This window comes from Leptolyngbya sp. FACHB-321 (genome assembly GCF_014695975.1).
GTDB lineage: Bacteria > Cyanobacteriota > Cyanobacteriia > Leptolyngbyales > Leptolyngbyaceae > Stenomitos.
Map to the genome: position 1 here is coordinate 1 of NZ_JACJPI010000054.1, position 16202 is coordinate 16202.

Annotated in this window: 11 protein-coding genes and 1 pseudogene; 9 read left to right on the top strand and 3 right to left on the bottom strand. The window is 50.7% G+C overall.

Going from position 1 to position 16202, the window contains the following annotated elements; translation table 11 throughout:
• The 4 genes and pseudogenes from H6F76_RS30395 to ftsZ form a co-directional block, all read left to right on the top strand.
• Positions 1 to 111, top strand: a pseudogene (locus H6F76_RS30395) (IS982 family transposase); the annotation flags it as partial.
• A gap of 277 nt (positions 112 to 388) precedes the next feature.
• Positions 389 to 826 carry a DUF4168 domain-containing protein gene (locus H6F76_RS09900; protein ID WP_190451658.1) on the top strand — a complete coding sequence of 146 codons (438 nt, stop codon included), beginning with the start codon at positions 389 to 391 and terminating at the stop codon, positions 824 to 826.
• Positions 827 to 1198: 372 nt separating this feature from the next.
• The gene (locus tag H6F76_RS09905) at positions 1199 to 2053 is read left to right on the top strand and encodes an FtsQ-type POTRA domain-containing protein (protein ID WP_190507843.1); all 855 of its coding nucleotides are present in this window, start codon (positions 1199 to 1201) and stop codon (positions 2051 to 2053) included.
• A gap of 174 nt (positions 2054 to 2227) precedes the next feature.
• On the top strand, positions 2228 to 3535 hold the full coding sequence (gene ftsZ / locus H6F76_RS09910; protein ID WP_190507846.1) for a cell division protein FtsZ: 1308 nt from the start codon (positions 2228 to 2230) through the stop codon (positions 3533 to 3535).
• 51 nt (positions 3536 to 3586) lie between these two features.
• Here the strand turns inward: ftsZ and nblS are convergent, their stop codons facing one another.
• A complete protein-coding gene (nblS, locus tag H6F76_RS09915; protein WP_190507848.1) occupies positions 3587 to 5644 on the bottom strand; it encodes a two-component system sensor histidine kinase NblS in 2058 nt (685 codons plus the stop codon).
• A 99-nt stretch (positions 5645 to 5743) separates the two neighbouring features.
• Positions 5744 to 7036, bottom strand: a complete 1293-nt coding sequence (gene purD, locus H6F76_RS09920; RefSeq protein WP_190507850.1) for a phosphoribosylamine--glycine ligase — start codon at positions 7034 to 7036, stop codon at positions 5744 to 5746.
• Positions 7037 to 7469: 433 nt separating this feature from the next.
• On the opposite strand from purD, the gene H6F76_RS09925 reads away from it, so the two are divergent.
• From H6F76_RS09925 to H6F76_RS09940, 4 genes are all read left to right on the top strand, one after another.
• A complete protein-coding gene (locus H6F76_RS09925) occupies positions 7470 to 9146 on the top strand; it encodes a tetratricopeptide repeat protein (RefSeq protein WP_190507852.1) in 1677 nt (558 codons plus the stop codon).
• A gap of 329 nt (positions 9147 to 9475) precedes the next feature.
• Complete coding sequence (gene ilvC, locus H6F76_RS09930) at positions 9476 to 10468, top strand: ketol-acid reductoisomerase (RefSeq protein WP_190447150.1); 993 nt, start codon at positions 9476 to 9478, stop codon at positions 10466 to 10468.
• 265 nt (positions 10469 to 10733) lie between these two features.
• Positions 10734 to 11342 (top strand): DedA family protein, encoded by a 609-nt coding sequence (locus tag H6F76_RS09935; protein WP_190507854.1) that lies wholly within the window; start codon positions 10734 to 10736, stop codon positions 11340 to 11342.
• A gap of 627 nt (positions 11343 to 11969) precedes the next feature.
• On the top strand, positions 11970 to 13697 hold the full coding sequence (locus tag H6F76_RS09940) for an ABC transporter ATP-binding protein (RefSeq protein ID WP_190507856.1): 1728 nt from the start codon (positions 11970 to 11972) through the stop codon (positions 13695 to 13697).
• Here the strand turns inward: H6F76_RS09940 and glsA are convergent, their stop codons facing one another.
• Positions 13698 to 14678 (bottom strand): glutaminase A, encoded by a 981-nt coding sequence (glsA, locus tag H6F76_RS09945; RefSeq protein ID WP_190507858.1) that lies wholly within the window; start codon positions 14676 to 14678, stop codon positions 13698 to 13700.
• Between the two features lie 660 nt (positions 14679 to 15338).
• On the opposite strand from glsA, the gene H6F76_RS09950 reads away from it, so the two are divergent.
• The gene (locus tag H6F76_RS09950) at positions 15339 to 16139 is read left to right on the top strand and encodes a stomatin-like protein (protein ID WP_190447154.1); all 801 of its coding nucleotides are present in this window, start codon (positions 15339 to 15341) and stop codon (positions 16137 to 16139) included.
• Positions 16140 to 16202 lie beyond the last annotated feature (63 nt).

A 16202-nucleotide genomic window follows, 5' to 3' on the forward strand; every position in this document is an offset into this window, starting at 1 on the left:
CGTTCTCCAGTCAATTGCTTTGTCAATATCTTGGGCGGATTGATTGCCTATTGCCATCAGCCAAAGAAGCCATCCATTGCCCTTGACCACAATTTGCTCCTTCCGGCTTAACCCGAACTGACGTTATTGGAAGAGAGCCAGGGCATGACTTGCTTCCAATAGAGTGGCAATCTGTACAGGTATTAAAAGTCTCATATTGCGTTACTTCACACTGGCATCCTCTGTCTTGGTACCCAGGGTGATTACAGTCTAAGCCGCCAATGTCATATGAAATTGCAGGCGATCGCACCCAGAGAGAAATTATGCCAACAGGATGGATCAAGCGTCCTAAACGCGCTAGGTTAAAGCCAGCGATCGTCTGCTTGTGTCTGCCTTTACGTACTGTGCCATGCTCTTACTGCTCCGTTGTGCCCGACACCTCTTACTGTGTTCGTTGACCATTCTTATTGTCTGTTTTGTCGCCTACCCATCCGCTGTCTTAGCAGCAGACGCACCAATCCCGCTAGATTCTGCAACAGCGGCACCAGCGCTACCAAGCCGTTCTGTTGCTGATCCCAGCAGCATTCCGTCGGAGAAGGTCAGCGAGTTTGTCCATGCATGTCTACAGGTTGTTGCTCTGATCGAACGTCGTGAGGGAGAGTTACAAGGAGCCGAAACTGAAACAGAGTCGCTGCGTGTAGAGCAAGAAATCGAAGCTGAAGCTTTAGCCATCATCGAGAAAGGGGGGTTGACACGTCAGGAATACTTGCAACTGTTGGGCTTGGCGAACACCGATCCCGAATTTGGCGAACGCATTGCGGTGCAGCTTCAGGAAGCGACAAGTTAGGGAATGAGGAGTGAGGGCTAACCAGTGGCTCTGTCTTGCCGATGGTAGGTAACAGCTCGTTTTACTCCGCATCCTCTAAGAGTAAATCTTAGGGACAGGCTTGCCGGAAGAATGTTGAGTGCTTCAATAAGAAAAAGCATAGCGAATGGCTTAAAGATTGCTTAATTGCTCTTAGCACGCCGATCGTTTATCTTTTGACAATTGGCTTTGAATAGCTTAGTAGTACTGAGGTTGTGAGCCTGACTCTTTCTAAGCGCGATCGACAGCAATTAGGTAACGTAAGATTCGCCCGAAACTTGCCGAGCGAGTGCAGCAAAATCAGGTATGTTAAGAGGCTAAGACCTCGTTTGCGGCAGAGTACTAAAAATCTGGATGACTAGCAGTATTGGGTCGGTTTCTCGTACAGAGTTAGCGCAACGGCGGCAAAAGCTTCGCCAGCGTAGGCGTGTGCGGTTTTTGCAGTCTAGCTGGCGAACGCTGGCGATTTGTGGTTTGACCGCAGGGGTAATCTGGACTGCAACCCTACCGCTGTGGGTCATTCGACGTCCAGAACAGGTGCGGATTGAGGGCAATCATTTTATTCCAGTGCGTACCTTACGATCGCTGCTGCCCATCCCGTATCCCCAATCACTGTTTCGAGTTGAGCCTCAAGCGATCGCCCGTGAACTTCAAGCAAAAGCCCCGATCGCGGATGTGGTTGTCAGTCGCCAACTCTTTCCTCCAGGGTTGGTTGTGCAAGTTAAAGAGCGGTTGCCTGTAGCGCTTGCACTAACGTCTGCGGCTCCTTTACCAACAGGTGTAAAGGTGGGCAGTACGACGAAAAGCGGCTTGCTTGACGAAAATGGCATATTAACGCCGTTAGAAAGCTATGTTGCGCTCGATCAGTCATTAAAGTTGCCAGCCCTAAAGGTAATTGGCAAGCCAGAAAGCTATCGTCCTTCCTGGTCAAAGCTGTATCGAGAGCTAAAGCAAGGTCCACCCGTTAACGTTTCGGAAATCGATTGGCGCGATCCAGCTAACGTCATCCTGAAAACAGAGCTGGGCACGGTTCACATTGGTCCCTATAGCTGGCAATTCTCGTCGCAGTTAAAGACACTCGATCGTATGCGATCGCTTGCAAAAGACTCCAGGTTCAGCCAAATCACGTATATTGATCTCCGTAACCCAGATAACCCAATTGTGCAAATGACCAAAACTCAAAACCCTGTAGAATCTGGTACTCCCTAGCTTTATAAGTGTGAGATTATGAATAACCAGCAGCAACAAAGACCATCATTCAGTTAATTGAACCGCTCAATCTGTTGCGACTCTCGCGCTAACATTAGTTTGCTAAATTGGTTCCCCTATCATTGATGAAACCGTCTGCACACTAAAACGTAGTTTATAACCGCTGCAATTCCAATGACTCTTAATAATAATTCGGTTAATAGCAATTCGGCCGCGAGTTCAAGGGCGCTTAATCCTGACGCAGGGGCAGCCTATAACGGTTCTCAAGCCGAAGGGCAGAACAATGCTTCACTACCAGCAGAGCCAGCAAATCCTTTTGGCAACTCGGGACTACACTTAAGTCAACCTGCTAATGTCAGGGGGTTGCGGGGTGAAGAATCAAGGAGTGGTGATATTGTGCCTAGTAGCGTAGCCAAAATTAAGGTGATTGGAGTTGGCGGTGGTGGCGGTAACGCAGTGAATCGCATGATTGCCAGCGAAGTCGTTGGGGTGGAGTTTTGGTCAATTAATACTGATGCCCAGGCGCTGACTTACGCAACTGCAATTAACCGCTTGCAAATGGGTCAAAAGCTCACGCGAGGCTTGGGCGCGGGGGGAAACCCCGCAATCGGGCAAAAAGCAGCCGAAGAATCACGCGATGAAATTGCTACTGCGCTCGATAATGCAGATCTGGTGTTCATCACGGCTGGCATGGGTGGCGGTACGGGTACTGGAGCGGCACCGATCGTGGCAGAAGTCGCCAAGGAAATGGGTGCGCTGACTGTAGGTGTTGTCACGCGCCCGTTTACCTTTGAAGGACGGCGGCGCACCAGCCAAGCAGAAGAAGGGATTGCCGCGCTACAAAGTCGGGTCGATACACTGATCGTGATCCCTAATGACAAGCTGCTGTCGGTGATTTCAGAGCAAACGCCCGTGCAAGAAGCCTTTCGTGTCGCAGACGATATCTTGCGTCAAGGTGTTCAGGGTATTTCAGACATCATCACAATTCCAGGTTTGGTCAACGTTGACTTTGCCGATGTGCGTGCTGTGATGGCAGATGCAGGTTCGGCGCTAATGGGCATTGGCATCGGCTCTGGCAAGTCGAGAGCAAGAGAAGCAGCCGTCGCCTCGATTTCGTCGCCATTGTTGGAATCGTCGATCGAAGGCGCACGTGGCGTTGTCTTTAACATTACAGGTGGCACAGATTTAACGCTGCATGAAGTGAATGCGGCGGCTGAAATTATCTATGAAGTAGTTGATCCAGAAGCAAACATTATCTTTGGCGCGGTCATTGATGAACGGATGCAGGGCGAACTTCGGATTACAGTGATCGCGACAGGGTTTACGCATGAGGTCAGACCTCAAACCATATCTAAACCAACTGCAACTCGTCGGGTCGCTGCTCCCTCTGTCGGCAGTCCACCGCCAGTGGCAGAACCTAAAAACAAACCAACTGGGCTAGATATTCCTGAATTTTTGCAGCGGCGACGACCACCCCGCTAGAGTTACCCAAAAAGGAAAGACGCTTAAAAACTGATTACCTTAGCAGTCTCGTTACGTACTAACGAGGCTAGTTTGAGGTTCGGTTGTTGCTTCTGAGGTGCTTGCTAAAGAGTGATCGCCTTGCTGTTGCAATCGTCTGGCAACTTCGTCTGCTGAAGCCCCTTCTTGGAATACCCTCAGGTCAAACCAAAAGGTGGTGCCGACTCCAGGTTCACTGACCAGATGGGCGCGGCTAGAGTGCTTTTCGATAATGTTACGTACAATGGATAACCCTAAGCCAGTGCCTTCAAGCGTATGCACCCGATTCTCAACGCGGAAAAAGCGATCGAAGATGGCGTACTGATCGTCTGTATCAATACCAATCCCTGTGTCTGCAACTTCAATGCGAACGTGCCTGAAACCTAAGGCATCTTCGGTGACGCAACTCTCAGGTGGGGGGCAGAGAAAGGGGCTTTTCGCCTGGTGGTGTTGGACGGCACTGTCTAATAGGTACGCCCGCAGCGCTACTTTGCCACCTGTTTCGGTGAATTTCAGCGCATTGCCCACCAGATTGGTAAAAACTTGCAGCAGTAGATCGTAATGCCCTAAAACGGGTGGTAAGTTCGGCTCAATTTCCTGAATGAGTTCGATCCCTTTGTCGCGTGCATTGAGACGGTAGGTTCGCAGAGTTTGCTCGATCGGTTGTGCCAAATCGACCGCTTCAAAGTTATAGAGCTTGAACGACTCCAGTTTGGATAAATCCAGCACATCGTTGACCAGTCGCGTCAGGCGATCGGTTTCGCGGTTCGCTGTTTCCAAAAACTCTCGTTGCTCGTCAAGGCTTAATTCTTCACCGTATTCGTGCAGCGTTTCGATAAAGGATTTGATATTGAACAGTGGTGTTCTCAATTCGTGAGAGACGTTGCTGATAAACTGGCTCTTAGCTTCGTTGAGTTCAGCTTCGCGAGTGATGTCCTGTACCGTCATTGCAATGCCTTTGACGTTCTCCCGCGACACATCTAGCACTGTCGTTAACAGAATTCGCACTGTGCGATCGAGTGGTTCTTTTAACGTGATGCGGAACTCGGCACCCTCGCGCAGTTCCCCTTTAGCTATCTGATATAACGGACGGGTAATCTCTGCCTGTACGGGTGAGGGCAACAAGCGCAGCAAGTTAACGCCTTCTACTGTTTCGCCCTCCCAGCCAAAAAGACGACGCGCTGTAGGATTGACCAGCACAATCTGCATTTCAATGTCTAGCAGCACTGCGCCATCTGCGATCGTCGATACCAGCGTTTCGAGCTTTGCTTTTTCGGCGGTTAGTTCTTCAATGTTCTGTTCTTCATAACGCTCCAGCTTCTCTGCCATCTCGTTGAAGCTACCAATCAGTTCGCCCAGTTCGCCACCTAGGGGCAAATCAACTCGCTGCTTAAAGTTGCCAGAGGAAATGTTTTTCACCCCCACCAGCAGTTCCTTAATCGGCTTGGTGATGGTGAGCGCGTTGAAAACAGCACCCAAAATCACCATGACCCAGATGGAAACGAACACGGCGATCGTCACATCGCGGGTTAGATGCGATGAGGTGACGACGGTAGGGTTAGGGTTGGTGCCAATCGCCAGCACCCCTTTGTATACCCCTCCATTAATAAGCGGTACAAAGACATCCGTTACTTCGCCATCCGGAGTCATATGCTGCCGCACCATCGGTGCCTCTGTATCCTCAGCGTAGTTATCAGGCAGATGAATCTTGCGGCGAATCGTTAGCGAGTTTTGCACTTCCGACTCGGAAAACGGAATGCCGAAGAAAATATTGCCCTCGGCATCGGCGTACAGCATATAGCGAATGCTGGAGGTACTGCTGTAAAAGCGATGTGAGAACCGTGCTAACTCTGTACGGTTTTCGTCTATTAAGGGTGCGACGTTTGCCGCTAACAGCAAGCCTAGGTCACGCCCAAAGCGGGTATCACCCAGTCGAGCATCTTCCTGAATCGTGTTGACTGCCCAGAAGGTCAACCCGCTCATGATCAAGGAGACGACCAATGTTGCCGCTGCCATCAGTTTGGTCTGAAGCGTAAACTCCGACCACCAGCTAGCAACGGTTGCTCGAATTTGGCGCAGGAAGGCAAACAAGGGCGTGAAGATGGTTGTTAGTTGTTGGTCATTAGTTTTTAGAGGCTGTTTTTAGCTAACAACCAATAGCTAAAAACTAACAACTACCTTCACTATAAGTTAACTGGCGGCTGTCTCGGTAGTTCTAACGCGATCGCCAATATCGCGGCGATAGTAGGCACTGTCAAACTGGATACTGTTGACAGCGGCATATGCTTTGGAAAGTGCGGCATCGAAGGTTTCATCCGTCACGGTCACGCCTAGCACTCTGCCCCCATCGGTCAGTAGCGCTTGTTGTTTGGTTTTGGTGCCGGCATGAAACACAAATGCGCCTTGCTCTTCTGCGTCCTCAATGCCAGTGATGCGATCGCCCTTTTTAAATGGACCGGGATAACCTGCTGCTGCCATTACCACACAGGCAGCAGCGCCTGATTTCCAAACGATCGGTGGCTGCTCTGACAGCCGCTTCTGGGCACACGCCAGCAGTAGCTCATCTAGAGGCGTTTCTAGCAGTGGCAGTATTGCCTGGATTTCAGGATCACCGAAGCGACAGTTAAATTCAATTACCTTCGGATCGCCCTCGGGTGTAATCATCAAGCCAGCATACAGCACGCCACAGTAGTCGATCTGACGGCTTTGGAGCGCGGCGAGCGTCGGTGCCAAGATTTCGGTCTGAATGCGTTGCATCAGCTCAGGAGTTGCGATCGGTGCAGGCGCATAAGCACCCATTCCACCTGTGTTAGCTCCTGTATCACCATCGCCAATACGCTTGTGGTCTTGGGCGGGCAGCAAGGGGCGAATAGTGATGCCATCAGTTAGCGCCAGTACAGAGATTTCCTGCCCCTGCAAGCATTCTTCAATGACGACGCGCTCACCGGCTTTGCCAAAATGCCCGTCAAAAATCGCCGCGATCGCTGCCTTTGCTTCTGCTACCGTCGAGGCAACTGTCACCCCTTTGCCTGCCGCTAGCCCGTCTGCTTTAACTACGATCGGCGCACCCTGAGCTTCTACATACGCTTGTGCTGCCTCTTTTTCTGTAAAGACGGCAGCCTGTGCAGTAGGGATGTTAGCTTCTTGCATGAGCGCTTTTGCCCACGACTTACTGGCTTCGATCTGCGCTCCTAAGCGCGTTGGACCAAAAACAGTAAGATGCTGATGCCTTAAGTAATCTGTAATACCTGCTGCCAGCGGTGCCTCAGGACCAACAACTACTAGAGATATTCCGTTGACCAGAGCAAAGCGCCCAATGCCTTCGAGATCCTCGACGTTGAGCGGTAAGTTCTGGCAACGCTTTAGTGAAGCAGTCCCCCCGTTACCAGGAATGCACGTTACCTGTTGCACCTTAGGAGATTGCAGCAACTTCCATGCCAGCGCGTGTTCGCGACCACCATTGCCAATGACCAAAACTTTCACGGTTTCTATCCCAACAGTAAACGAGCTGAGGCTAAGCAAAAAACATTGAACTGAAGGCGTGAGACTACAGCTTTTCCTCTCTGCCGCTGTTAAAGCGGTTTGGCGCTGTGCCTCAGTGTCTATCTTACTGATAGCCTCACGCCATTGATTATAAGTCTGCTTATGATATGCCAGCCAAATGCAACTCATTATGTCATCTCTGCTTATGCAATTGTTGGTAAGTGGACACAAAAGCCACAGGCACTCTATAACGGAGACTATCGACTTTCATCGGCTGCGATCGCTATAGGTTTGCTCGCAACTTAACCCCTACGGGCAGTTTGAGCAGTTTGCAGGGGTGTACGGGACGACGACAGCAAACAAAATACCTATTGTTTACAAGCAAGTTTTCCTGGCAGAATTTTCGGTGCGGTGATTTTCTAGAGGAGCGGTTATGTCAAGGCGTAGCAATGAATGGAACCAAGTCTGGGAACAGCAAGACGGAGGCTCAGCAATGCAAAAACGTGTGGATGTAGCACTGCCATCCTTGCGCGCTGTAAACTTGGCGCTCCCTCTGTTGTTCTTAGGTCTGGTGCCAGAGGCGATCGCGCAACCTGTACCCCAACCAACAGAGTTAAGACCACTACAAGGTCAAAACCCTCCTTTGCAGCCGCTACCGGGTCAAATCCTTCAGCCGTTGCCGGGTCAAAGCCCTCCCTTGCAGCCGCTACCAAGTCAGAATCCTCAGCCGCTACCGGGTCAAAACCCTCCCTTGCAGCCGCTACCAGGTCAGAATCCTCAGCCGCTACCGGGTCAGAATCTTGATGTGCAGCCCTCTCAAAACCAGGTGCCAGAGGTTAAAACCCCTCCAACTCAGCCACCAGCCGCACAGCCAACTCCCTCCAAAAAAACTGACGAGTTTCCGCCCAATCCGCTAGAAAGTACAGCGCCTGATCCGTTGCTGCCACAGACGGCAGTGCCGCGTCCCCTTTCAGCCTTAGAGCGGAAACAGCTAACTGCCGCACTGGATAACTTGAATAATCAGGCAACTGCCACGTTGCAGCAGGGCGATCGGGTTGGTGCCTTTGCACTGTGGTATCGGGAACTGCGTCTGCGGCGAGCATTAGGTGCCGTTGAGGAGACAAAAGCACTGGGACGAGTAGGTGATATTGCCTGGAAAGAGAGCCTAACCCCAGATGTTCGTTGGATTACCAAGCGCCTGGATACCATTCTGGCGCAACACCAATTGTCAACCGCTACGATGGCTACAGCTCCAGCAACTGGCGATACAGTGCCCCTAGATCCCGTTGCCACGCCGCCACCTTCTAACACCAGTGACACAAGCGCCGTTCTTAGTAGTAGCGATCGTGCCGGGCGCTTAGCCGTGCTGCAAGCGCTGGGAGTTGCCTATCAGCAGGTGCGCTTACCAAAGCCAGCCGTAGCGATCTACACCCAAATTGTGACCGACGCAAAGCAGCGCCGTGACGAAAAACAGACTGACGAAGCGCTCATTACGTTGGCGCAGCTACACCTCACTTGGCTCGACTATCCCAACGCTGCCGTCACTTACCAAGAGTTATCAAGTAGAGCCAAGGCAAGGGGCGATCGCCAAAACGAAAGTATCTATTTGACACGACTGGCATATAGCTATGAGCAAGCAAAACAGCCAGCACAGGCAATAACCGTCCAACAGCAACTCGTTGCGCTTTACGAAACCTTGCCTGATCCCCTCTCCATCCCAGCGTTAAAAATCAAAATTGCCGATAACTATCAGCTTTTGGCACGTCCTGACCAGGCAGAGCAATACTACCAGTCAGCCTATCAACTGGCTCAACCCACGCTCCAGCTTGCCTATGCTAGCGAAGCGCTACAGAAGCTTGGTGCGCTCTACCGTGCCAACGATCGCCTGGATGCCGCCTTAAAAGTTTTTGATTACCTGGTCAGCCTCGAACAGCAGTCTTACAACCTCTACGGCATGATGCACGCTTACGACCAAATTGGACAGATTCAGCGCGATCGCAAGCAAAACCAGCAGGCAGTGGCAGCGTTTCAGCAGGGCTTAGGTCTAGCAAGACAGCTCAAGTATCGGCAAGACTACTTCACGGCTCAGATTCAAGAAATGAATAAATAAGGGGAAGGCGGAGGGCAGAAGGTAAAAGGCTGAAGGCTAAGGGCTAAAGGCTGAAGGCGAATTGAGATAAGTTGGACTGTTGGAGACAATTGAGATGCTTGAACGGCATCTGCTTGTGAGCAACCTGGCTGCTGCGGAAGTGGCAAAGGATTGAAGGCTACTTCACTCCCTCGACTTTCCCTCTCCCCTGGTAAGCACTTCACTTTTGCCTTCTCACTTTTGCTTTTTGCCTTCTTTCACCTTTTGCCTTTCTTTTACCTTCACTCTCCTGGGATCTGATAAAATTTTGAGTTCGCACAGAACTCGACCCTTGCAAGGAGACTCCCACTATGGCGCGGATGTATTACGACGCGGATGCCAACTTAGATTTGCTTAACGGAACGATCGCCATTATTGGCTACGGTTCTCAAGGTCACGCCCACGCGCTGAACCTGAAGGATAGCGGTGCCAATGTGATTGTGGGGTTGTATCCCGGCAGCAAATCGGCAATCAAAGCAAAGGAGTCGGGCTTAACCGTGTATTCGGTTGAGGAAGCAGCGAAACGGGCTGACTTCATTATGGTTTTGCTGCCAGATGAAGTGCAAAAAACGGTTTATAAAAATGAGATTGAACCGCATCTGACAGAAGGAAAGGTGCTGGCATTTGCCCACGGGTTCAACATTCACTTCGCGCAAGTAGTGCCTCCTAGCAACGTTGATGTGGTGATGGTTGCTCCTAAGGGACCCGGACATTTGGTGCGGCGCACTTATGAGCAGGGTGAAGGAGTGCCTGCTTTGTTTGCCGTTTTTCAAGATGCGTCAGGACAGGCACGCGATCGGGCAATGGCTTACGCTAAAGGCATCGGCGGCACTCGTGCAGGCATCCTGGAAACGACGTTTCGGGAAGAAACCGAAACCGATTTGTTTGGGGAGCAGGTCGTTCTCTGTGGTGGTTTGACAGCGCTCATCAAGGCTGGCTTTGAAACTCTGGTAGAAGCAGGTTATCAGCCTGAGGTTGCCTATTTCGAGTGTTTGCATGAAGTCAAGCTTATTGTGGACTTGATCGTGGAAGGTGGTCTAGCCAAAATGCGCGACAGCATCTCCAACACCGCCGAATATGGTGACTTTACGCGCGGTCCTCGCATTGTCAACGATGACACCCGCGCTGAAATGCGGAAGATTCTGCTCGAAATCCAGACCGGTCAGTTTGCTCGCGAGTTTGTGCTGGAGAATCAATCGGGTAAGCCTGGTTTTACTGCCATGCGCCGTCGTGAGGCAGAACACCAGATCGAAGCTGTCGGCAAGGACTTACGTGCCATGTTTAGCTGGTTGAAGAAGGCTTAACCCAAACGCCACTGGGTTTAGTAGCTATAAGCTGTTGTCTGCCACCGTAGTAAGCTGCGGTGGCTTTGTCCTGACCGATACAACTTTGACATGAATCTTAGAGAAGCTACCCTTGCAGCAATTTGAAACTGTCATTCGGAACTTAAAGACATTTAACTGCTAGAGGTTAGGATATGCAACGAGAGCGTTCTAGCAACGCAATGCTAAGAGCCGTCTGCAATTCTGCTTATTTAGGCTGCTGGTTGCCCATCTAGAGAATAGCTGTATGACCGAGTGGATTACGAATACGATGACATCCCTGGGCTATGTGGGGATTGGGCTGCTGATGTTTCTGGAGAACCTTTTTCCCCCGATTCCTTCAGAACTGATCATGCCGCTCGCAGGGTTTACGATCGCGCAAGGTAAACTGAACTTTTTTCTCGCGGTTCTGGCGGGTGTGGTTGGCACGATGCTGGGCGCACTGCCCTGGTATTATGCTGGCAAACTGATTGGTGAGCAACGGCTGCGGCAGCTTGCCGATCGCTATGGTAAGTGGTTGACGCTTTCTGGCAAGGATATTGACAAGGCAAACCGTTGGTTTAATCAGCATGGCGCAAAAACAGTACTGTTTTGCCGTCTAGTGCCGGGTGTGAGGACGCTGATCTCACTGCCAGCAGGCATCAATCAGATGCCGATCGCACTCTTTTTGCTGTATTCAACCATTGGCACTACGCTCTGGGTAACATTGCTCACGGCTCTGGGTTATTTTCTGGGGAACAACTACGAGTTGGTGGAGGTGTACCTAGCACCTATGAGCAAAATTGTCTTGCTCGGTCTACTGATTGCAGTGGTTGTTTGGCTTGTCCGGCGCAAAACGCGTAAACCTGTTCGCTGAAACAGTTGGGCTTAGATTACGTCACCTGTATCAGTGGCTTGACTCCCAAAAAATTGAGGTGTGCTTTGAGATAAGCATCGCGTTACTACGAGGGTATATGCAGGACTCAGAGTAGTCGATTAGCTTTTACTTACCAGCGGAATTGCTTTTGCAGGTAGGCTTCTCTTTGTTAGAGCAAAGCTAGGGCAGGGTCTTTTCAATGTTTAGCTTCTTCTTGAGGAATTTTTATGTGCGCTGTTGTGGGGGATAATAGGGGCTATGCAGCGGGTCACTGTTGGTGGTTTCCTATTCTGTAAGGGAGACTCCTAGCTCTTTTACAAAAAGTAGCTGCACTATAGCTCAGTCACTTTATGGCAAACATGGTGGAAAAACTGTTCTACTGAAGTGGTGTATGCCGATCGCTTGTCCCGGTCATGGTAGGCGTTGGGGCACTACTCTAAGTTTCATTACGCCTAAGCTCATGGGCAGCTTTGCCTGGATTGCTTGAACGACATTACTGCATTGATTTTTAGGCAAGTGACTTCAGCAGCCGAGCAGCGTTGAACGCCTGATTACTCTTGTGACTGTCGTTGTATCACCTGTCTCAGCAGCACTGCCCCTTTATTAAGAAAGCACATTAAACAGACTTTGAAAGGACGCGATCGCTACTGGCAGCTTCTTGATTACATTCGACCGCATGGTCGCACGATCATTCAGGCACTGCTCTGCACCCTTGTTTTTACGGCAATTTGGCCTGTGCTGGCATGGATAGCAGGTCAAATGGCGGCTTTGATTGGGCAGGGGAGAATTCTGGCGATCGCCGAGCTTGCCGGTTTCTGCACGATTGTCTTTTTGGTGCAGAAACTTGCCCAGTACGGTCAGGATTCGCTGATGGCAAAGGCGGCTCTGGCAATCACCCTCGACCTTCGTAAGCACGTCTATGCCCATCTACAGAAGCTCAGTCTCAGTTACTTTGAAACAGCTCAGAGCGGCGATCTTGCCTATCGGCTAACGGAAGAGGTCGATCGCATCGGCGAAGTGGTCAACAAAGTCTTTCACCAATTTGTGCCCAGTGTGCTGCAACTGCTGGTGGTGCTGGGCTATATGGTTTATCTCAACTGGCAACTAACGTTAGCAACGCTGGTTATTGCTCCATTGATGGCAGTGCTCGTTACCTGGTTTGGCGAGCAGTTGCGTCAACTCTCCTATCGTAGCCAGAGCCGAGTTTCAGACTTGTCAGCGCTGCTGGTAGAAGTGTTTAGCGGTATGCGTCTAGTGCAAGCGTTTGCTGCTGAAGACTATATGCTCGATCGCTTCGGTCGAGAGGCAGAGCGCAACCGTCGGGCGCGCTTTCGGGCAGAGCAACTCAAAGCCATTCAAATGCCCGTAGTGGGCTTTTTAGAATCTCTTAGCCTGCTGTTTTTGCTGCTGCTTGGCGGCTGGCAAGTCTCGCAGGGCAACCTGACAGGCGGCGAGTTTGTGAGCTATCTCACGGCTGTCGTGATGCTTATTGACCCGATCGCGCTGATTACCAGCAATTACAACGAATTTAAGCAAGGCGAAGCTTCACTTGATCGCATTTTTGAATTGCTGGATATTCAGCCAACTGTGGTTGAACACACTGGCGCTGTCACCCTACCAACCGTAACGGGTAAAGTGGAGTACCGCGCCGTGAGCTTTGGCTACCAGATCGATCAGCCAGTGCTGAAAAATCTCAGCTTTCTGGCACTCCCAGGTGAGGCGATCGCTCTGGTTGGCTCCTCTGGTGCTGGTAAAACGACGTTAGCAAACCTGTTGCCCCGCTTTTACGACCCTCAAAGCGGGCACATTTTTCTGGATGGTGTGGATGTCAAAGATGTCACCCTCAGCAGCTTACGCCGTCAAATTGGCATTGTGCCGCAGGAAACGATTCTTTTTTCAGGCACGATCGCTCAAAACATTGCCTTTGGGCAAGCCGATTTAGACCTGGACACTATTCAGAACGCTGCTAAAATTGCCAACGCCCATCAGTTCATTGTGGAATTTCCTCAGGGCTATCAAACCTGGCTGGGTGAGCGTGGTGTTAACCTTTCGGGCGGGCAGCGCCAACGACTGGCGATCGCTCGTGCTGTGCTTCTGAATCCACGCATTCTGATCCTGGATGAAGCCACTTCTGCCCTTGATTCCGAATCTGAAGCGCTGGTGCAAGAAGCGCTAGAGCGGTTGATGCAGAACCGCACCGTCTTCATCATTGCCCACCGTCTTGCTACCGTCCGCCGCGCCGATCGCATCCTGGTACTTGAACAAGGACAGGTCGTTGAATCTGGTACTCACGCCGAGTTATTAGACAAAAGTGGGCGTTATGCTCGGTTTTACGCGCAACAGTTTCAAACCTAGCTAGGTTGCGTCGTCTAACTGTTCCAACAGGTGCAAACAGCCCATCGGTGGATCAAACATATGGAGTTCAAACTGCCGGGATAGTTCCTCGCAAACTTTGATACCACGCACGCTACTACCATGCGCATCAAGCAGTGGCGAAAAAACAGCAATGCCAACCTGCCGTGGAACGATCGCAATAATGCCGCCCGAGACGCCACTTTTGGCTGGGATGCCGACGGTATACGCCCATTGTCCTGCGAAGTTGTACATACCACAGGTGTACATAACGCTGAGAATGTCGCGGATGTAGCGACTGGGTACAGCACGCTCGCCCGTAAGGGGATTGATCCCCCGATTGGCTAACGTTGCTGCCATCGTTGCTAAATCGCGGCAGTTCACCATCATTGAGCACTGCTGAAAGTACAGATCCAGCGACTCATCCATACGATCGTCAATCATCCCAAAATGCCGCATAAGCGATGCCATTGCCCGATTGCGGTGTCCTGACGATCGCTCTGAGACAAACACTGACATATCGATATACACGTCATGCCCCACATAGCACCGAAACATATCGAGCATCCGGTTGAGCCGTTCGGTCGCGCCCTTGCCTTTGATGAGACTGGTGGTGGCGATCGCACCCGCATTGATCATGGGGTTATCGGGACGCTTGGAGTATTCATCCAGCCGAATAATGGAATTAAAGGGATCACCCGTTGGTTCAACGCCCACTTTGGCAAGTACCGCTTCGCGACCGTGCTCCTCCAGCGCCAAGCCATACACAAACACCTTCGAGATCGACTGAATTGTAAAGAGCTGCTCCGCATCCCCGGTGACAAACGTGCGACCGTCTGCGGTCACGACACAAATGCTGAACCAATTCGGGTTCATCTTCGCTAATTCAGGAATGTAGCTGGCAACCTTGCCATCGGTTAACCCCTTATATTTGTGGTAAAGGCTGTCCAGAATAGCTTGAAATGATTCTGATGAAGCACTCATAGAGATGAAGCACCCATAGAGAGAAGGGATGAGTGGTGAGCAAACGGTTGAGTTATAATTTCGCTGGGTTGGCCGATGCAGCCAACGTTAGCGGCAGTAGCGAAATGACCTCAAGCTGATAGAAAAACTCTATGCCATCTAATCACAGACGTTACGTGCGTTGTGATTCAAATGCTCTGGAAAGATTGGTTTCTATCGCCTGGAAAAACAGCCCCAAGTGCCGTTGTGCAAACTCCATACCAATTTTGTTCTTCAGCGTAGGAGATTTCTGAGAAAAAATGTACCGCTTGTAGGGGACAGGTTTTGCCAGAATCTCTGCTAATAGCCGCTCACGTTAGTAGCAAACCTGCCCCTACGGGTCTTTTGTTTGCTAGAAATCTCCTTAACCCTCCAAGATGGGGTGAGATAAATTCACTTAAAATGCCCTAGCTGCCATATCTTGCTCGACTATGTCTTTCGCTAGCTTAAAAAACCACTTGCCTAACGGCTTGAAAGCAGAAAGTTTGCTCATCAAGACTGAGCATCTAGACATGAAAACTACCTTTTGCAAGCCTTGATCCCCTTATCCCCCACTCCTTATCTCTTACGAACGATCGCCAATCCACTAGACTGGAAATACAATTGCCTTAATTTCTCTGCAATTTTGCCGGAGCGTTACCTATGGAATCTCTGATCGCTGCCCTTACTTTAGTAGTGGTTGGCTATATTGCCGGTTCGGTCAAGATTATTAATGAGGGTAACGAAGGCATTGTGGAGCGATTAGGACAGTATCGTCGCAGCCTGAAGCCTGGTTTGAATTTTGTCATTCCAGTTTTTGATACTGTTCTGGTCGAGACCACGCGCGAACAAGTTCTGGATACTGACCCCCAGCAGGCTATCACCCGCGACAACGTACCGTTGACGGTAGATGCTGTCATGTACTGGAAGATTCTCGACGTGCAAAAGGCTTACTACGGGGTCGAAGATTTAGAATCGGCGCTGACTAATCTGGTTGTCACTGCGTTGCGCGGTGAAATTGGGCAGATGGATCTGCGGGAAACGGTCTCAGGTAGAAACAAAATTAATCAAGCGCTACTGCACCAACTGGATGAAGCAACCGAAAGTTGGGGCGTGAAAATTATGCGGGTAGAAGTTCAGGAGATTGCGCCCTCAAAGACGATGCTGGAATCGCTAGAGCTAGAGCGAGCGGCAGAGAGTAAGCGCAAAGCAGCGATGTCAGAAACCGAATCAATGGTAGAGTCCATTCAGCGTATTTCCAGGGCACTACAGGGACAACCCAACTCTCAGGCGGTGTTGCAATACCTGGTCGCCCAGAAGTATGTCGAGGCAAATCTGAAGTTAAGCGAAAGCGATAACTCCAAAATTATTTTCATGGATCCTAAGGCACTGACCGAGACGATCGGAGAACTAATTTCTACCGATCAAGCTGAATTGGGTAATGGGAACGGCAACAATCTCTAAGAGATTTCTCATGGCTCTCGACTATCAGGCGAACCCATGTTGATCGACACTCAGCCAAACTGA